15 protein-coding genes are annotated in these 18,121 nt (G+C 59.2%); 10 read left to right on the top strand and 5 right to left on the bottom strand.

The features are described 5' to 3' along the window. Nucleotides 1-57: 57 nt before the first annotated feature. Nucleotides 58-519 (top strand): anti-virulence regulator CigR family protein, encoded by a 462-nt coding sequence (locus BM110_RS09145; protein ID WP_092250118.1) that lies wholly within the window; start codon nt 58-60, stop codon nt 517-519. Between the two features lie 125 nt (nt 520-644). Here the strand turns inward: BM110_RS09145 and BM110_RS09150 are convergent, their stop codons facing one another. Then, nucleotides 645-1,061: a VOC family protein gene (locus BM110_RS09150; RefSeq protein WP_093513212.1), complete on the bottom strand. Its 417-nt coding sequence runs from the start codon at nt 1,059-1,061 to the stop codon at nt 645-647. Nucleotides 1,062-1,209: 148 nt separating this feature from the next. Here BM110_RS09150 and BM110_RS29560 point away from each other — a divergent pair, with 148 nt between their 5' ends. Beyond that, entirely contained in the window at nt 1,210-1,668 is a 459-nt protein-coding gene (locus BM110_RS29560) for a hypothetical protein (RefSeq protein ID WP_175538839.1), read from the top strand. Nucleotides 1,669-1,852: 184 nt separating this feature from the next. Then, nucleotides 1,853-2,713 (top strand): LysR family transcriptional regulator, encoded by an 861-nt coding sequence (locus BM110_RS09160; protein WP_092250113.1) that lies wholly within the window; start codon nt 1,853-1,855, stop codon nt 2,711-2,713. 1 nt (nt 2,714) lies between these two features. On the opposite strand, the gene BM110_RS09165 is transcribed toward BM110_RS09160, so the two are convergent. Then, the gene (locus tag BM110_RS09165) at nt 2,715-4,172 is read right to left on the bottom strand and encodes an MFS transporter (RefSeq protein WP_092250110.1); all 1,458 of its coding nucleotides are present in this window, start codon (nt 4,170-4,172) and stop codon (nt 2,715-2,717) included. Nucleotides 4,173-4,394: 222 nt separating this feature from the next. Between BM110_RS09165 and BM110_RS09170 the strand changes: the two genes are divergently transcribed. After that, the gene (locus BM110_RS09170) at nt 4,395-5,153 is read left to right on the top strand and encodes an SDR family oxidoreductase (protein ID WP_093120958.1); all 759 of its coding nucleotides are present in this window, start codon (nt 4,395-4,397) and stop codon (nt 5,151-5,153) included. Between the two features lie 573 nt (nt 5,154-5,726). Here the strand turns inward: BM110_RS09170 and BM110_RS09180 are convergent. Beyond that, entirely contained in the window at nt 5,727-6,641 is a 915-nt protein-coding gene (locus tag BM110_RS09180; RefSeq protein WP_028616088.1) for a LysR family transcriptional regulator, read from the bottom strand. Nucleotides 6,642-6,888: 247 nt separating this feature from the next. Here BM110_RS09180 and BM110_RS09185 point away from each other — a divergent pair, with 247 nt between their 5' ends. The 4 genes from BM110_RS09185 (at nt 6,889) to pgm (ending at nt 13,192) form a co-directional block, all read left to right on the top strand. Continuing rightward, nucleotides 6,889-7,911, top strand: coding sequence for a zinc-dependent alcohol dehydrogenase family protein (locus tag BM110_RS09185; protein ID WP_071495692.1), 1,023 nt, complete (start codon nt 6,889-6,891; stop codon nt 7,909-7,911). 704 nt (nt 7,912-8,615) lie between these two features. Further along, the gene (locus BM110_RS09195; RefSeq protein WP_092243390.1) at nt 8,616-10,040 is read left to right on the top strand and encodes a hypothetical protein; all 1,425 of its coding nucleotides are present in this window, start codon (nt 8,616-8,618) and stop codon (nt 10,038-10,040) included. Beyond that, a complete protein-coding gene (locus tag BM110_RS09200; protein ID WP_092243394.1) occupies nt 10,037-11,443 on the top strand; it encodes an aminotransferase-like domain-containing protein in 1,407 nt (468 codons plus the stop codon). Before BM110_RS09195 ends, BM110_RS09200 begins: the two co-directional genes overlap by 4 nt. A gap of 105 nt (nt 11,444-11,548) precedes the next feature. Next, complete coding sequence (gene pgm, locus BM110_RS09205; RefSeq protein WP_093513213.1) at nt 11,549-13,192, top strand: phosphoglucomutase (alpha-D-glucose-1,6-bisphosphate-dependent); 1,644 nt, start codon at nt 11,549-11,551, stop codon at nt 13,190-13,192. 114 nt (nt 13,193-13,306) lie between these two features. Here the strand turns inward: pgm and BM110_RS09210 are convergent, their stop codons facing one another. Next, nucleotides 13,307-14,002, bottom strand: a complete 696-nt coding sequence (locus BM110_RS09210) for a pirin family protein (protein ID WP_092243400.1) — start codon at nt 14,000-14,002, stop codon at nt 13,307-13,309. Nucleotides 14,003-14,220: 218 nt separating this feature from the next. Here BM110_RS09210 and BM110_RS09215 point away from each other — a divergent pair, with 218 nt between their 5' ends. Further along, nucleotides 14,221-16,668 (top strand): UvrD-helicase domain-containing protein, encoded by a 2,448-nt coding sequence (locus tag BM110_RS09215; protein WP_093513214.1) that lies wholly within the window; start codon nt 14,221-14,223, stop codon nt 16,666-16,668. Nucleotides 16,669-16,744: 76 nt separating this feature from the next. Here BM110_RS09215 and BM110_RS09220 read toward each other — a convergent pair whose 3' ends face one another. Beyond that, nucleotides 16,745-17,017: a DUF1652 domain-containing protein gene (locus BM110_RS09220; protein WP_058425948.1), complete on the bottom strand. Its 273-nt coding sequence runs from the start codon at nt 17,015-17,017 to the stop codon at nt 16,745-16,747. A 257-nt stretch (nt 17,018-17,274) separates the two neighbouring features. Here BM110_RS09220 and BM110_RS09225 point away from each other — a divergent pair, with 257 nt between their 5' ends. Further along, complete coding sequence (locus BM110_RS09225) at nt 17,275-18,084, top strand: helix-turn-helix transcriptional regulator (protein ID WP_093513215.1); 810 nt, start codon at nt 17,275-17,277, stop codon at nt 18,082-18,084. Nucleotides 18,085-18,121: the final 37 nt, after the last annotated feature.

Below are 18,121 nucleotides of genomic sequence, written 5' to 3' on the forward strand. Positions count from 1 at the left end.
GCTTATCGCCAATGTCGACTACATTCCAAGGGAGGTTCCCTTACGGAGAAGACGATCATGTTCAAACCCCGCACGCTGGCGGTTGCTGTTACGTGCCTCGCTTTGGTCCTGGGCCCAGTGGCGGCGGTGGCCGACCCTGGCAACGGCAAGGGCCAGGGATCCGCAAAGGGCAACGCACAGGGCGGCCAGGGTCATGGCAACCAGGGCCATAAGGGCAAAGGCGCAGACGCCGATGATAGGGGGCACGGCCCCAGTATCGACCGTGGCGGCATCCTGGGGGTGCTTGGTGGCTATCGTGACTACTGGAGCCCAGGCCCATCACTGCCGCCTGGCATACAGAAGAAGTTAGCGCGAGGCAAACCGCTGCCTCCAGGCATTGCCAAGAAGCTCGATGGGCGCCTGCTGGGCAGGCTGCCGCATTATGACGGCTACGAATGGCAGCAGGCGGGCACCGATCTGATCCTCGTGGCTATTGCTTCCGGCCTTATTTATGAGGTGCTCGAAGGGGCTTTCGATTAGGGCGCTGGAGCCTGACGGTGGGGGCGCCGTAACGCGGTCGAACAGATTGAATTTACCGGGAAGGGTGCGTGCACAAGTTCACTGGCACAGTCGGATGATGACTCAGGCTCGACGCGTTCCAGCCATCAAGCCTGCACCGCAGGGCCTTTCAACTCGATCTGATTATCATCAGGATCATTGAGATACATCGATAACCCGGTTCCCTCCGCGCCATACCGCATCACGGCCGCTTCAGCGGATACCCCGGCCGCCGCCAGGTGCTGGAGAATGGCCTGTTCATCGAACGGCTCGACTCGCAGGCAAACGTGATCGACATTGTGTCTTTGCTTGCCTGCCGGCTGCCCACCCTGACGCCCGATCGGCCCGTTCACATCAACCAGGTCAATCATGGATGTGCCAGCGCTCAGGTGAATCATGCCGAGGTCGTCACGGCGTTTTTTGACATCACACCCCAGCACGGATGTGTAGAACGCCAGGCTGCGCTCAATGTCCTTGACCCGCAAAACAACGTGATCGATACGTTGAAGGGTAAAACTGCGCATTTCCATCACTCCTGATTCTTGCCGTTGTCGAATGGGACAGTGTTCAGGGTAGCCGTGTTCAGGGTAGCCGCAGTTTGTCTTATGTTTCTGCCTCGCATTGCCAAATACACCTGCCGGGTCAGGCACACTGAGCGGCAACGAGTCTGTGATGCGCATCGCCTCGGACCTCGGATACGCCAACGCCAGCGGGGGCTATCCGAATTCCTTGCCCGATTCAAAGTTACAGGCCTGGCAATCAGAGATCATAAACTCCGTAAAGAATATGCCTGAGGGATCGGCCAAAGCAGCCGCGGAGAGTGCACTCAAGGCTGGCAGGGTCGAAGGCTGGATAATCAATGGCCGCAATAGGCTAGAGGCAGATAACGTGAAAGAGTGGTCGTCGCTGTGCAGATCGAAGGCGGGTGCGACCTACCGTCAGATAAAAGAGGCGCTTGGCGCTCTTGGTTCTGACAGGTTAATGGAGTACGCCTCTTATCGTGTTATGTCTGACGGTGCATTTGTTCATAAGGGCTTGGAAAGCGCATCGGCTGTTTATTATTTTCGGTCGCATGACATTGCTGATGATGAGATGCCTTACGCGATACTGTGGAAGCTTTTCAGTGTTTGATTTAATGAACGTCAGGGTCCTGCGGTCAGGTTGAAGGGGTCGTACGCGACTCCCGAAAGTCGACATTTGCAGTCCCCGGTTGGTGTTTCAACGAAGGTGTATGCAGAGCAGTATGTCGGGCCTGAGATTGCTACGGCAGTGCCATCGCTGCACTCTCACTGTTCTTTTTTGTACGGGGTAACGCATGGACTGGAGTGATGTGCGGGTCTTTCTCGCGATTGCCCGCAGCGGGTCGCTGGGCGCTGCCGCCAAGCAGTTGGGTGTCAGCCATCCGACCGTGGGGCGACGCTTGCAGGTGCTTGAGCAGTCCAGTGGCCAACCCATTTTCCTGCGTACCACCCAGGGTCTGGTTCTGACCGACAGCGGAGAAAAGCTGCTCAGTCTGGCGCAGGAAATGGAGCAAAGTGCCTTGGCAATCGAAAGGCGCCTTGCGGGGGACAGCGCACAGCCAGAAGGTGTGTTGCGCATTTCTTGCGCCGACTGGTTCGCCTGTTATGTGCTGGCCCCGGTCCTGAATGAACTGGGACGACGTTATCCGCTGATCGTGCCCGAGGTCATCGCAGGACATCGATTGTTTGACCTGGCTCGTCGCGATGCCGACATTGCCTTTCGGATCGTTCCTTTCACCGAACCCGATATTGTCCACCGCAAACTGACTACCTTGAGCTACGGGTTATACGCGGCCGTCGGATCCGCTGACCCCGAGCCGCAGGGCGACGGGGTGGGTTTGATCACCATGAGTGTTGCCCAGTCTCACTATCCCGATGTGCAATGGCTGCAGCAGCGTTACCCTCTGGCCCGTAAGGTGTTCACCAGTAGCAGCCGCACAGCCCAGGCGCACATGTGCGCGCAAGGGCAGGGTGTCGCCGTATTGCCTCGCGTCCTGGGCGACCAGTTGACGGCGCTGCGGCTGATTGATCCGCATGAACCGCCACCGGGTCGCGACATCTGGATGGGTTACCACCAGGACATGCGGCAGATGGACAGTCTTCGTGCCCTTGCCGACCTTGCCTCGAGCATGATCGGCTCGCAGCAGGGCCGATGATTCACTTTACTGGGCGCAGGGCTGCCGTTTGCAATTGCGCAGCCGGTTGGCGCGCCAGGCTTAGGCTGAGTCCCGCGCCCAAGGCCAGGCATGCCGCGATGCAGAGTATGGAAACGGTGAAGGCGTGAGTGATGGCGGCCGCGTCCGTATCCGTGCCCAGGAGGGTGTAGAAAATGCCGCCTATTATCGCCACGCTCAGTGATGTGCTGATTTGCAGGGTAGAACTGGCAATGCCCGCAATCATGCCGGAATACGCGGGCGCCACGCGTCCTGTGATCATTCGCATCAATGTCGGCAGGGCCAGTCCTTGTCCGAAACCGATCAGAAACAGAATGACGGCGAGGGGCAGCGCAGGGGGCGTGACGGCCATCGGTGTGTGCGTCACGAGCCAGGCCAGGAGCACGAACCCCAGCACCTCAAGCCCCATTCCGACGGGGTTCACGTAAGCCCCCAGGAAACGCCTGAATTGAGGGGTGGAAAGCGGGCCCAGCAAAAATCCCGCGCCAAAAGGAAGGAAGATCAGGCCTGCATTGAGTGGGCTCGTATGCAGCGCTCCCTGTAAATACATGGAAAACAGCAGGAAAAACACGCCGATCGCGTAGAAGGTCAGGGCGACGAGCAGTGCCCGGCCCAACCCAGGCGTGCGCAATGCGACAGGATCAAGCAACGGTGCGCCTTGCGCCTGGTGCAAACGGGCTTCGTAGCGCCAGAACAGCCAGCCCAGCAGCGGTACGGCCGCAAGCGACAGCCAGGCCCACAAGGGCCAGCCGGCTTCACGCCCTTCGATCAATGGAACGATCAGCGCCCCAAGGGTCGCCATGGACAGGACGGTTCCACCCAGATCCAGCTTGCTTGTCCGTTGCGCGCGGGTTTCCCTGACCACGGGAATGGCGATCAGAATGACCAGCAACGCAATCGGTAGATTAACCAGAAATATCGCCCGCCACCCCAAGCCCATCAAGTCGAGCGCTATTAATATCCCGCCAAGTGCCTGGCCGGCTACTGACGCCAGCCCAAAGACCGCGCCATAGAGACTCAGCGCCAAGGGCTTTTCGGACTCGGGAAACATAGCCTGCGCAGAAGCGAGTGCCTGGGGCGCCATGACGGCTGCCGTCACGCCTTGCAGCGAACGTCCGGCGATCAACACCCAAGGTGACTCGGCGACGCCGCAGATCAGTGAGGCAACTGCGAAACCAACCAGGCCAAGGAAAAACATTCTCATGCGACCGTAGATATCACCCAGCCGTCCGCCGGTAATCAGTGTCACGGCATAAAGCGCCGCGTACGAGGAAATGATCAACTGTTCGGCGGAGGAGGCCGTGCCGAGCGATTGCTGGATCGAGGGCAGCGCCACGTTCACGATGAAAAAATCCAGCGGCGGTAAAAACGCACCGACCAATAAGATGGCGAACATCAACCAGCGCCGCGGTTCCGGTGGGGCGATTTTTGTCTGTGGCATAAGGTCTCCTGTCTGGAACCCTTCGGTTCCAGAATATTCACGATGGCGGGTCATGCTCCGAATCAATGGGGCCCAATCTAAACGATCAAACTTGGGCTGACGCCTCACAAAATTGAACGCCCAGCGTTCATTTATGGCAGTGCCGTCGAGTGCCTGATTCCTCTCAAAATGGCCGCACTGTGGTTCCAGTCGGTCCACACAAACGAGACTGAGGAGTCAGATATGTCAGGTAAATTCGCTGGTCAGGTAGCAGTGGTCACCGGCGCATCCACCGGGATCGGGTTTGCGATTGCGCAGGGTTTGATTGCAGAGGGCGCCAGGCGTGTTTACATCACTGGGCGTTCTGCAGCCACGCTGGAGGCTGCGGTGGCCAGGCTTGGCGATAGAGCGATCGCGGTTATTTCCGATGTCGCGCGCCAGGCCGATCTCGATCAGCTCAAGGCGACGATTGAGGGGCGCAACGATCAGTTGGACGCAGTGTTTGCCAACGCGGGTATTTGCGAAAAGAACCCGCTGGGCGAGACCACCGAGGCGGCGTACTTCAACCTCTTCGACATTAACGTGAAGGGCGTGTTTTTTACTGTGCAGACGTTGATGCCTTTGTTGAAAAACGGCGCTTCGATTGTGCTGACGGCGTCTATCTGCTCCAGCAATGGCATGGAAGGACTGAGTCTCTACAACGCATCCAAGGCTGCCGTGCGGTCCTTCGCCAGGACCTGGGCCAACGAACTCAAAGGCCGCAAGATCCGAACGAATGTCCTGAGCCCTGGCTTCACCCGCACTCCTTTGATGGACAACGGCTTGAAGATGAGCGAAAGCGACATTGCCGCGCTGCGCCACCATGTCGAGCAGATCACTCCGCTGGGATACATGGCCCAACCTGAAGAAATCGCCTCGTCAGCGCTGTTCCTCGCATCCGCCGATGCGAAATATGTCAACGGGGTGGAACTGATGGTCGACGGCGGGCTGTCGCAGATCTGACCTCCCGATCGAACCTGGTGCAACCCTTGCAGAGGGTTGCTTTTGTCGCTTTTGCGAAGCCCCCCGCAGGACACCTCAACATGAACAGTGAAGAATTGAACACCCGACTGGACGCCCTGGAGGTCGCGCCGCCATCGAGTCGCTGATCAGCGCCTACGCCAATGCCTTCGATCGCATCGACGTGTCGCTCCTGAGCGGAATCTGGCACGAAGAGTCGACACTGAAAAAGGCCCGGTCCAAGTCAGCGGGTTGTATCACGACAGGTTTGAACGTCGGAACGGAAAATGGGCGTTCCTGTCACGTCGTTTTGAACTGCATTTCCTGACACCGTTGAACGGCTGGGTACCCGTAGCGGGTGAGGAGAGGTTTGCACCAAGCGAAGATCAGAACATGAGTAAACTCAGAGAAGGTTGATTTGCGGAATGTTCAGGATGTGACAATCAACTTAACGAGCCAAAATTTGCCGCTGATTCGGTTTTGAACTCAGGGGATCCAGACAAGCTGCGGCGCACTGGGTTAGTCGGTCATGCAATGTTATTAAAGGTTTTTTTTGAAGCTTGATGGGGACTTCGATTACAAACTGTCGGGGTCCCCAAAAAACATCTGTATCCGCGACCGCAACCACCGCTCCCCCGGATCATTATCCTGCGACCCACGCCACGCCATATGCAGTTCAAACGAACGCACCGGCAACGGCGGATCCTCCGCCCGCAACCCACCCGCAGACGTCAATGCCTCTGCCGCATAATCCGGCACGGTCGCCAGGATGTCAGTACCCGCCAACAACGTCCCCAACCCGTTGAACTGCGGCACCGCCAACACCACGTGACGTTTGCGGTCGAGCTTTTCCAACTCTTCATCGATAAAGCCGCTCAGGTCCCCGGCAAAGGACACCAGTGCGTGGGGCCGTGCGCAGAAGTCATCCAGGCTCAGGGAGCCCGGCACGCTGTCGGCACGCAGCAGTTTCGGCAGGCTGCGGCGCAGCACTTTGCGCTTGGCGTTGGCTGGCAGGTCGGCGGTGTAGCTGACGCCGATGGAGATTTCGCCGGAGGCCAGCAAGCCAGGCATCAGGATGTAATTGACGCGACGGACCACCAGCACGATGCCGGGCGCCTCGGCGCGCAGGCGTTTGAGCAGTTGGGGCAGCAGGGCGAATTCGACGTCGTCGGACAGGCCGATGCGGAACACCGCCGTGCTGGTGGCCGGGTCGAACTCGGCAGCACGGCTGACGGCGGTGGAGATCGAGTCCAGGGCCGGGGAGAGCAGGGCGAAGATTTCCACAGCCCGGGCCGACGGCTCCATGCTGCGGCCGGTGCGCACGAACAGCGGGTCATCAAACAGCCCGCGCAAGCGCGACAACGCCGCGCTGATGGCCGGCTGGCCGAGGAACAGTTTCTCGGCGGCGCGGGTCACGCTGCGCTCATGCATCAAGGTTTCGAATACGATCAAGAGGTTAAGGTCGACACGACGCAGGTCGTTACGGTTCATCTTGTGTCCTGGAAGAGTCAGCAAACTTGACGAGAGCAGCCATATAAGAAGAATGACCGGCATGAATCTTACGGGTAAAGGCTGTTACTCTGCACAGGAAAATTGAGTTTTCTTACAAGCTCTGGGGTCTATTACTCAGTTGCGGAATCAATGACAGGCATGTCGACTATTAATGGCGACCGGTGGTCTTACCCGCAAAGCCCAGATAGAGTTCATGGCATTAGAGGTTACTTTGACGAGGTTTGCGATGTCCCGCACGATCCGTTTTCACAAGTTTGGTCCGGCCGAGGTGCTCAAATGCGAAGAGCATGCAGCTGCGCAGCCCGCACCGGGCGAAGTGCAGGTGCGTGTCGAAGCGATTGGCATCAGCTGGTATGACATTCTGTGGCGCCAGAACCTGGCGTCTTCCCATGCACGCTTGCCGTCCGGCCTTGGCCATGAGATGGCAGGGGTTGTGGTCGCCGTCGGCGATGGCGTGGATGATTTGGCCGTGGGTGACAAAGTCGCCAGTTTTCCGGCTGAAAGCCCCAATGATTACCCGGTGTATGGCGAGCAGATCGTCCTGCCCCGTTCGGCCCTGACCCGCTATCCGGATGTCTTGAGCCCGATTGAAGCCAGCGTGCACTACACGCCGCTGCTGATTGCCTATTTTGCCTATGTGGATCTGGCTCGGGTCAAGCCTGGGCAGTTTGCCCTGGTCACCGATGCCAGTCACTGTGCCGGCCCTTCCTTTGTGCAACTGGGCAAGGCCCTGGGTGTACGGGTGATTGCCGCGACCAAGGACAGTGCGGAGCGCGAGTACCTGCTGTCCCTCGGTGCGGAGAAGGTCATCGTCACCGAAGAGCAGGACCTGCTCATGCAAATCAACAAGTTCACCGACAACCGCGGTGTCGACGTGGTGTTCGATGGCTTGGGCGGCCCGCAAATGTCGTTGCTCGGCGATGTGCTGGCACCGCGCGGCAGCCTGGTGCTGTATGGCTTGCAGGGCGGTAACCAGACGCCATTCCCCGCGTGTGCGGCGTTCCAGAAGAACATTCAGTTCTTTGTGCACTGCATTGGTAACTTCACCGGCAAACCCGAACTGGGCATCATCCAGGATCAGGTCGCTTTGCAGCGCGCCCTGCGGGATATCAACCAACTGACCGCCGATCGCGTGCTGGTGCCGCTGAAAACCACGGTGTTTCCCTTCAGCCAATTTGTGGAAGCGCACCGCTACATGGACGAATGCCCGTGCCGCGAACGCGTTGCGTTGCAGGTTGAAGCTGTTTAGGGCGTAGGAATATTCGTAAACAAGCTTTCCTGCCATCCGCCGCGTGAGGCAAATGCGCCATTTGACAGGACGGAACCTGCATCGCCCGCCAGGCGCCCAGCTGGCGCTTTAGCCCCTGAATCCGGCCTTCCTCTCTGACGCCGCCCTGAAATCCAGCGCGGCGTCTTTGTGTGCGTGTGATTAATACAGGCGCCGGTGCTTTATCTGCACTGGTTTTCGGCCAGGTTCTGTATCTATTAATCATTATTCCAGCACTGATAATTGCGCCTTAACTTTCATCTCAAGGACTGAGCAATGATTGAATATCCGACACTGCAATCGCGAGTGCTCGAAGCAGAGGCTGCTGCGCTTGTGTGGAATCAGGGAAGTAGATATATCCAGGACGAACCTCAATCCAATAAGTTGGAAAGTTTGCAGTTTTATTTGTCAGACACGTCTTTGATTGACTGGCTAAAGACGTGTAGGAAGTTGTCGGAATTTTCCTAGGTTTCCAGCTCGGCCTCGTTTGGGCCTAGATAAATAGAGGGGTGGAGGATTTCAAGGCTGGGCTGATACCCGGGAATCTCCGTGTCATTTTGTTGCTCGGTGCTACTGTTTATTTAGCGCTTCACAATGTGATGTGGAACTTTCTATGCGTGTAATAGATCGGGCAAACACGCTCAGTAGTTGCCCGAAACTGACATTTCAATTCAGGTAGTAGAACGATGAGCACTATTCACGAACAGGCTATGAATTATGTTTACCAGCAAGTTCTGCAGCGTTTGATCGGGCACTTTAATCGTGCGGAGCGAACAGCGCTTCAGTTGTTGGTCCAGCGAATTGTCGTGGCCGCGGGTGGCATGGAGCAGGTGGGGGAATACAAGGTGTTGATGGCCCATGGCGGAGGCGAAGTCAGCAGCTGTACCTTGGCATTGCTGCGTGCTGCACAGCTGACCATCGCCGGGCGAGCGCCACGAACCTTCAAGCTGCGGGTGGCAACGTTGCGCCATTCGGGCATGACCGAAAGCAGGCTCGACAGCCTCAATCAGGGTTACGGGCGCTTGTTCCTGCACGATGATCCGAGGGTTGAACTGCTGATGGTGGAGAACCAGGAAGTACTGCCCTTCAACCATCAACGGCCGGTCTCTGCCATGGGGCGAGAAACCAGCCAGCGCAACATGCTGATGATCGGGCACCTGAGTTCGGGAGATTGCCGTGCCACTTTGTGCAGCGACACGTATCTGGCACTCGGGGATTTCTACCAGCGCGTGACCACCTGGAATGGCGGGGTGCATGCCCTGGTCAGTGGTGATTCCCCGCGCAAGCAAGGGCAGTTTCTGGCCTGGCTGAAGAAAACAGCCCAGAGCGTCGGCGTTCCGATCGCCAGTACCTGGCCGTTGTCGCTTACCGGGTTGTTTGCGCGCATGGACGAGTGGAGCACCAGCTACTACCGCGAGGTGTACGGTGAACATTATGTCGCCAGTGCCAACCCCAGCAAGGCGGGTCACCGTCACCTGGCTTACATCAGCATTGCCGACCTGCTGGAGGACGTGGATACGCAAATGTCGCCGATATTGACTGAATTCATGGCGTTTGCTCCCGACCCGCTTGGATTTCATTTCAGCCATCCTGGCTACTCCAATCCTCTGATGATGGCTCATCTGCGTGGCTTGCAGGCCCGCTGCCTGCGAGACCTTGACTACGAAGAGGGGGTGCAAGGCTTTATCCGCCAGGCCTCGCAATTCCTGCGTCGCCAGCACCTGCCCGAGGAGTGGCTGGCGCAGGTTGGCATCGGTGAAGACGCTGCCCTGCCGAGTACCGCCGCGCAGCAGTTCTTTGGGCTGGATGAAACACAGTTGGTGTGCCTGCTGTTCTCGCCGTTTATCCACCATGGGGAGCGGCTGGAAGGTTATTTGCGTCAATGCCACCCTGGCATGCTGGTGGCCTTGCCTGAGCTGCACAAGGTTCTGCAGGGCAAGCAATCGGCTGACATGTTGCAACAGTGGGTCAGCGACACCAGTGGCCTGCCGATGCCCTTGTTGCAGCACCTCTATCGCAAGCGTCCGGTGCCGGGCGCGAGTGGGAAATCGCGCAATGCAAGCGTCATGGACCATGGCAACACGCCTGCTTGCCAATTGTCCGGGCGATGACACTGCGCGGCGAGCGACAAGCCGACTTCGCGTATCAGGCGGTCTACCGCTACATGATCAACCTGATCAACGAAGTCAGCACCGATACCCGTGTAAAGCTGCCATCGCTGCGGCAATTGGCGAGGCGCCTGAACGTATCGATCTCGACGATCCAATACGCCTACTCGCTGCTTGAGAAGGAGGGCAGGGTCTACTCGGTGGCCAAGTCGGGTTATTACGCCTGGCCGCTTTCATCAAGCACCATGGCTGGGGGCGGCGGCGATTTGCTTGACCGGCTCTACGCGGCGGCACGTAACCCCTGCATGGCGGTGTTCAGCGGCGATGAACCGGCGCTGCTGGCTTCGCTGGATGGGGCGCTGTTGCGCCTCGAACGGGAGCTGGTGCGCCAGTACCCGCGTCATCTGCAACCCTGGTCACAGCCGTGTGGCGTGTGGGAACTGCGTGCGGCACTGGCGGCGCGGTACACTTCGTCGCCCACGCGTTGCTGGCACGCCGACGACATCTACATCGGGGCCGACCTGCGCGGGGTGCTGGATATCCTGATTGAGGTGCTGGGCCTCAGGGGTACCACGGTGATCGTTGAATCCCCCTGCGACTGGCTGATTTTGCGCCTGTTCCAGGATTGCGCGGTGCGCATCATCGAGTTGCCCTGGACCCCGGAAGGGCGCCTGGACCTGACGACCCTTGACCAACTGTTGCGCGATGAGCCGGTGCACCTGGTATTGCTGTCGTCAAAGGTCAGCCTGCCATCAGGCAATGCCCTGCCTGCCCATGACCGTCTCAGCCTGGCACAGATGCTGGACCGGTACGGTTGCTGGCTGCTGGAAAACGACACCTTTGGCGAGCTGGGTTTCAAGGAACCCCAGGCGGCCCTGCGCGAGTGGGTGAACCCGGAGCGCCTGATGGTGTTTTCCTCGTTCGAGAAAATACTGGGGGCGGAAGCGCCCTACGGTTATCTGTTATCTCGGCGCATGAGCAGTGAGTTGCAGCGCCAGTTTCTGCTGCGCTCATTCCGCTTATCGTCGATCCGCCAGCGCGCCATTGCCCGCCTTTATCAGAGCGGGCGAATAGACCCGCACTTGCGGGCATTACGCCAACTACTGCAGGCACAAGCGGCTGAAATGAGCGGGCGCCTTGACCAGCATCTGGGGCAGCAGGTGAGTTATCGGATGCCGACTGCCGGGGCGGCGTTCTGGCTGGGCTCCACCCAGGCCGTCGACATGCGTCAGGTCTTCAAGCGCCTGCTTGCCCAGCAGGTCGTGATTGCACCCGGTGAGCTGTTCAGTGTCAGTGGGCTGCATCATCAGCACTTGCGCGTGAGCCATACCTTTCATGGGCAGCCCAACCTGGAGATCGCCTTGGCTGCCATAAGCGAGGCCCTGCGTCAGGCTCAAATGGGATGATTGCGTGAAGTTTCTCTTACTGCTGTGGGATCGATACCGTCGCGCAGTAGTCCAACTCTCAGTAAACTGCCATCTTTTCCGAATCCTTCTTTCCGAGGTTTATGCATGACAATCAGTCCTTTTGCGGGCAAGCCGGCGCCAGCCCAGTTGCTGGTGGATATCCCGCGACTGGTCACGGCCTACTATACCGGCCAGCCTGATGCAGCAATCTCCACCCAGCGCGTAGCGTTCGGTACGTCCGGGCACCGTGGCAGCTCGTTCGAACTGAGCTTCAACGAGTGGCATGTGCTCGCCATCAGCCAGGCGATCTGCCTGTATCGCGAAGCCCAGGGCATCAACGGCCCGCTGTTTGTCGGCCTGGACACCCATGCGTTGTCGACGCCTGCCGGTGCCAGCGCCCTGGAAGTGCTGGCCGCCAACGGCGTGCACGTGATGCTCGCCGAAGGCGATGAATACACACCGACCCCAGCGATTTCCCACGCGATCATCTGCTACAACCGTGGTCGAACCAGCGGTTTGGCTGACGGCATCGTCATCACGCCGTCGCATAACCCGCCGCAGAGTGGCGGCTACAAGTACAACCCACCCAATGGCGGCCCGGCCGATACCCACGTGACCAAGTGGATCGAAGCCAAGGCCAATGAACTGCTGGCGAACAAACTGGCCGGGGTCAAGCGCATCACTCACGCGCAGGCGCTCAAGGCCGACACCACCCATCGCCACGATTACCTCAACAGCTATGTGGCCGACCTGGTCAACGTGATCGACATGGACGCTATCCGCAGCGCCGACCTGCGCCTGGGCGTAGACCCGCTCGGTGGAGCAGGGGTGCGCTACTGGTCGGCGATTGCCGAGCACTACCGCTTGAACCTGGACGTAGTGAACACCGAAGTCGACGCGACTTTTCGCTTCATGAGCGTCGACTGGGACGGCCAGATCCGCATGGACCCATCCTCCAGCTACGCCATGCAGGGCCTGATCGGCCTCAAGGAACGGTTCGACGTGGCCTTCGCCTGCGACCCGGATCATGACCGTCACGGTATCGTCACGCCGTCCGGCGGCCTGCTGGCGCCGAACAACTACCTTGCGGTGTCCATCGACTACCTGTTCCAGAACCGTCCGGACTGGCGCGTAGACGCGGCGGTGGGCAAGACCGTGGTCAGCAGCGGCTTGATCGACCGCGTGGCGTCCCGCATCGGCCGTCGCCTGTACGAAGTGCCGGTCGGCTTCAAGTGGTTTGCCGATGGCCTGTTCGAAGGCTCGCTGGGCTTTGGCGGCGAAGAAAGCGCCGGCGCCTCGTTCCTGCGCAAGGACGGCACGGTCTGGAGCACCGACAAGGATGGCCTGATCCCCGCACTTCTGGCAGCGGAAATGACCTCGCGCAAAGGCCAGGACCCGAGCCAGATCTACCGCGGCCTGACCGATGCCCTCGGCGAGCCGTTCGCGATTCGTGTAGACGCCAAGGCCACCCCGGCGCAGAAAGCCTTGCTGGGCAAGCTGTCGCCGGATCAGGTGACATCGACCGAACTGGCCGGGGAACGCATTCAGCAGATCCTCAGTCACGCACCGGGCAACAACCAGGCGATCGGCGGCTTGAAGGTGATGACCGAAAACGGCTGGTTTGCCGCGCGGCCATCGGGCACCGAGGATATCTACAAAATCTACGCCGAGAGCTTCATCGGTGACGATCACCTCAAGCAGTTGGTCGAAGAGGCGCAGGTGTTGGTCGACGGCGCCATCTCCGGATAACGCCGTAATAACAATGTGGGAGGGGGCTTGCCCCCGATAGCGGTGTGTCAGTTTGCATCTCTTTTTCTGAAACACAGCCATCGGGGGCAAGCCCCCTCCCACAGTTGATCGAGGTCAGGCCAAGTCTACCAGGACGATTTCGCTGTCCTCGATCGCGGTTACCCGCAATACCTGTTCATTCTCTACAGCCACACCGTCTCGCGCTTGCGCACGCAGGCCATTGACTTCAATCACGCCCGTCGCCGGCACCAGGTACGCACGACGTCCGCTGTCCAACCGGTATTCAGCACTTTCCCCAGCTTTCAGGTTCGCTGCCACCAGCCGCGCATCCGCACGAATGTGCAGGCTCTCGTTGTCCCCGGCCTTACCGCTGGCCAGTGTCACAAACCCCTCGCGATCACCTTTCGGAAACGGTTTGGCGCCCCACGAAGGCGGCAAACCGGCTTGATTCGGAATAATCCAGATCTGGAAAATCTTGGTCGGCGCATCTTCCAGGTTGTACTCGCTGTGGGCGATGCCGGTGCCCGCGCTCATCACCTGTACATCGCCCGCCTCGGTACGGCCTTTATTGCCAAGGTTATCGGCATGGCTGATCGCACCTTCACGCACATAGGTGATGATCTCCATGTCGCGGTGCGGGTGCTGCGGGAAGCCGGTGCCGGGCGCAATGATGTCGTCGTTCCACACCCGCAGGTTGCCCCAGTGCATGCGGCTGGGGTCGTGGTACTCGGCGAACGAAAAGTGGTGATGGGCGTCAAGCCAGCCATGGTGGGCACCGCCCAGGGATTTGAAAGGTCGAAGTTCAAGCATGATCGTCTCCTGTGGATGGCCCTATGATCCTGCAGCCCATGATCGATAAAAAGCGTAAAAAATGCCTGATTCCTATCGATTTAATGGATTGGTTAGCAGCGTTTTGACTTTCAGTTCATCGCCTAACTGCATGACCGCAAAGCAATTGGCTGGCACTGAACGTCGATTCCGGCGACCATGGCGCACTTGTCAGAACCCAGCTCATCGCAGGAGTCCGCGTGTCGCAACAAAAGCCTGATCTTCCTCCCGAACTGCGCCCCTTGGCCGAAATGCCGCTATTGAAACGCCTGGCCGCGCGCCTGTTTGGCCACGGCCTGACCCGCTTGCGCGCCCAGCACCGGTTTTCCTGGTTGCACGGGCAGGCCGACGGTTTTCGCAGTGGGCACGAGGCGGGCGTGGAGTACGGTTACCGCGAAGGCAAGGCCGATGGCATCGAGGAAGGCCGGCAGGTCCTGTTGATTCGTGATTTCCGCCCGGATGAGCACCGTGCGCCGGGCGTGGACGATAGCCTGTTCGATGATTGGCGTCTGCCACTCACCGCCGAGTTGAAGAAGCGTATCAAGGCGGATGTCGCGCGATTGCTGCCGGCCCATGCCCAGCCCAGCGCGGCGCAGTGGAAGATGATTTTCAGCGATACGCCCTCAACGTCGGTGATTGCCGGGGCCGGCGCGGGTAAATCCACCTCGCTGGTGCTGCGTATCCTGCTGTTGACCCATTATCTGGGCTTTGAGCTGAGCTCTATGACGGTGGTGACCTTTACCCGGGAGTCGCGCAAAGACTTCATCAACAAGCTCATGGAAATTCTCAGCCTGTGGGGCCAACCCCTGGGTATGAAAGAAGCGCAGGCCGTGGTGCGCACCTTTCACTCGCGCATTCTGCCGATGGTGCGCAGCCTGCCGGGCTTTGAACGCCTGCAAGCGTTCGAAAACCTCAGCTCGGGTTTTGACGACGCCGACAGCAACCCCTTTGACTTGCGTATCAACGACGCCCAACGCCAGCAGATGAATGCCTGTTATCACCACCTGCACGGGCGGCACGCACGCTTTCGCGAGCTGATTGCGCCGCTGGCGCGCCATGGGCTGCAGCTCAAGGAGTTGGAGCGTGATCACCCTGACGTACAAAAACGCGTAGCGGTGACCGAACTGGCAGCCAAGCGTGATGAAGAACTCTGTGATGTGATCGAGGACCTGTGGTTCCGCGCCGGTGCCTGGCCGATCAAAGGCATCGAACCCAATCGCCAGACCGTGGAGATCAATGGCGCACGCTTTCATTGCCATGGCTATATCCCCGAGCTGGACGCCTGGGTGGTGCTGGGTTTCGATGCTCGGGAAAATGCCCAGCTCAGCCGGCCCAACGCGAAACTGTCAGTGCGCGCCGAGTGGGCGGTAAAGCGCACACTGTTTCAAGCTTTCTGTCGTAAGCCATTGATATGGCTCGATAGCTATGAGTCGTCCAAGCGCCTTTTGAGTAGCCTGGCGGGTGATGCCGCTGCGGGGCCAGGCTTCGATTACAAAGTCAAAGGCGAACTGGCGTCGGCGCCGTTACTGGACAGTTTCGTGATGGCGGCCGGATTTATCGAGAACCTCGGGCTGGATGTGCCTACTGCGGTTGGACAGATGAATTTTGCCAAGGATGATCCAGACCGCTTCTTCTTCGAGGCCCTGAGCATTTTCTGGAAGGCCCTGGAAGATCACCTGCTGGACCAGTCGCCGCCGATCATGACCTACAACCGCATGTTTTCGCTGTTCGGCGAGAACACCCCGGAAAACCTCAAGCTGCTCAGCGATCCGTTGTTACGGCCGCTGTCGCACCTGATGATCGACGAGTTCCAGGATGTTTCGCCACAGATCGTCTCGTGGATCCGCGCAAGCCTGCGCGAGATCCGCAGCCGTGGCCCGGCCATGCACGTCGGGCGCGGCGCCCAGCATTCATCACTGTTGTGTGTGGGGGATGACTGGCAGTCGATCTACGGCTGGCGTGGAAGTTCGCCCAAGTACTTCATGGAGTTCAACAAGGAGTTCCCGTCGCCGGCCACCACCCGAGTGATGCTGGGCGAGAACTACCGCAGTCACCAGCACATCATCGACGCGGCCGAGCACATCGTGCGTGCCGCACCGGCTATCCCCGGCAAGAAAGCCAAGGCCAGCGGAGCGCCCAAGGATCTGGTGCCGGTCAAGGTGCTGGAGCGCGACGACGCAGCATTGGGGCGGCAGTTGCTGGAGCATTACCAACGCGGTGAATCAGTGTTAATGCTTTATCGAAAAAGTAGCGATAAGTTATTGATTCAAGAGCATATTCAGTCTGCAGTTAATGTGGATTCTAGCTTGCCGCCTCCAGCGCGCAGGCTGAAACAATTGACCTACCACAGCGCCAAGGGGCTGCAGGCCGATGCGGTATTCCTGCTTGGGGATTGCCAGCATGTCACCCATTCCCCGTATAAGAACCAGGTGTACCGCATGGCGGGCCTGGGCAAGGACGGGGACAGCGAGCCGTATGACAACGCCCAGAAAGACGAGGTCTTGCGCCTGGCGTATGTGGGCATCACCCGGGCGGTGAGTCATTGCTACTGGTATGTGGAAAAACCCGAAGGCCAGGCAGTGAATGTGCCCAAGGCCTCAGAGCGGGTAGATGGCAAGAAAGCCTTCTTCGACGACCAACGCAATTAACGGATCGATGCCGTTCAAATGTGGGAGGGGGCTCGTCCGCTCCCACAGAAGATATGGGCCGTCTGAAGGATCGAGTTCAGGCCCGCAGGGACTGCGGCGGCACAAACGACTCCAACTCATCCTCCACCGCCTCGATGATCCGCTCCACATCGGCGGCATTCATCACCGTGGCGCAGGGGATGCCGGCGATGGCGATCAACGTCTCGCCGCTGGCCCGGTCGAACAGGCGGGCGATCATGCTGCCGGGCGCGTCCATGCTGCCCTCGAAGCCCATTGGATGGAAATGCCAGCGCATCAGCTGGCAGGCGTTGGGGAACGTCACTTTGTTCATGTTGCCCACCTTGTTCATTGAGCGCTTCCTTTAGCTCGCGGCAGGGGGCCATGACCTTCACTGGTCGTGGCGTTGTAGAGCTTAAAAATAGCATTCGTTCGTCACCACAAGGTGACTTTTTCGGCCCCGTTCGGCAGTTGTTTTCCATAAGGTTGATTTGGGTCATGTCCTGCTTGTGATTGGGCAATAGGCCATTAGTCAGAAGTGCCAATTGGCCATTGAAGCACCCGCAGAAATTCGGCAATCTCCAGGGTTTACCCGCCGCAGAGCCTTCCATGCCCGACATCGCTGCAGACGATGATTGCCAGCAATCCCACGCCACACGCGAACTGGTGCTGCGCCACCACCTTTGCTGGCGCCACCGGGACCTGGAAGGCGTGATGTCCTACTACCACCCGGAAATCCAATACCACGACTTTTTCCAGAACCGTGTCGTCGGTTTCGCCGGCTTGCGCGATTACCTGCAAGCCAGCATGCCCCGTGAGGCCGACGAAGCGATCGAGCACAGCGACCGTATCCGCGCCGACGGCGATACCGCGTTCATCCAGTACCGCATCACCTTGCGGGGCGGCCAGGGCCTGGTGTCGTTCCGCACCAGCGAAGCGATTACGGTGCGCGACGGGCTGATCTGGCGGGTCAACGAATATGCGTCGCTGGTGCATGAGCAGCCGGCCCAGGCCGCACGGCCCTCTGTCAGCCGCCTGGGCCTGTCGCCCCAGCAATTGGGGCACATGGCCAATGACCTGCAGCAGTATTTCGAACGCAAACAACCTTACCTGGACCCCGAGCTGGACCTGCAACGGGTGGCCAAGGAGTGCGGATACAGCCGCAATCAGATTTCCTACCTGCTGAACCAGGTGTTGGGACAAAGCTTCTATCGCTACGTCAACCAGGCCAGGCTCCAGCATTTACTGGCCGCGCTGGATCAGGCCCTGCCGCCGATAAAGGTCGATGACCTCGCGTTTGCCGCCGGTTTCAATTCGCTATCGGCATTCTATAGTACGTTCCGCCAGCATACGGGCCAGTCGCCCAAGGCCTACATCAAACAAATTTCTGTGCGTGCACGCGCGCAAGACAGCCCATGACACGGCGCTCTAGGATCGACCCTATCAAAACGAGGTA

It is taken from the genome of Pseudomonas sp. NFPP28 (genome assembly GCF_900115535.1).
Classification (GTDB): Bacteria; Pseudomonadota; Gammaproteobacteria; order Pseudomonadales; family Pseudomonadaceae; genus Aquipseudomonas; species Aquipseudomonas extremorientalis.

Coding starts and splice junctions, on each gene's coding strand:
- BM110_RS09145 (WP_092250118.1), top strand. CDS start 58: ATGTTCAAACCCCGCACGCTGGCGGTTGCTGTTACGTGCCTCGCTTTG.
- BM110_RS09150 (WP_093513212.1), bottom strand. CDS start 1,061: ATGCGCAGTTTTACCCTTCAACGTATCGATCACGTTGTTTTGCGGGTC.
- BM110_RS29560 (WP_175538839.1), top strand. CDS start 1,210: ATGCGCATCGCCTCGGACCTCGGATACGCCAACGCCAGCGGGGGCTAT.
- BM110_RS09160 (WP_092250113.1), top strand. CDS start 1,853: ATGGACTGGAGTGATGTGCGGGTCTTTCTCGCGATTGCCCGCAGCGGG.
- BM110_RS09165 (WP_092250110.1), bottom strand. CDS start 4,172: ATGCCACAGACAAAAATCGCCCCACCGGAACCGCGGCGCTGGTTGATG.
- BM110_RS09170 (WP_093120958.1), top strand. CDS start 4,395: ATGTCAGGTAAATTCGCTGGTCAGGTAGCAGTGGTCACCGGCGCATCC.
- BM110_RS09180 (WP_028616088.1), bottom strand. CDS start 6,641: ATGAACCGTAACGACCTGCGTCGTGTCGACCTTAACCTCTTGATCGTA.
- BM110_RS09185 (WP_071495692.1), top strand. CDS start 6,889: ATGTCCCGCACGATCCGTTTTCACAAGTTTGGTCCGGCCGAGGTGCTC.
- BM110_RS09195 (WP_092243390.1), top strand. CDS start 8,616: ATGAGCACTATTCACGAACAGGCTATGAATTATGTTTACCAGCAAGTT.
- BM110_RS09200 (WP_092243394.1), top strand. CDS start 10,037: ATGACACTGCGCGGCGAGCGACAAGCCGACTTCGCGTATCAGGCGGTC.
- pgm (WP_093513213.1), top strand. CDS start 11,549: ATGACAATCAGTCCTTTTGCGGGCAAGCCGGCGCCAGCCCAGTTGCTG.
- BM110_RS09210 (WP_092243400.1), bottom strand. CDS start 14,002: ATGCTTGAACTTCGACCTTTCAAATCCCTGGGCGGTGCCCACCATGGC.
- BM110_RS09220 (WP_058425948.1), bottom strand. CDS start 17,017: ATGAACAAGGTGGGCAACATGAACAAAGTGACGTTCCCCAACGCCTGC.
- BM110_RS09225 (WP_093513215.1), top strand. CDS start 17,275: ATGCCCGACATCGCTGCAGACGATGATTGCCAGCAATCCCACGCCACA.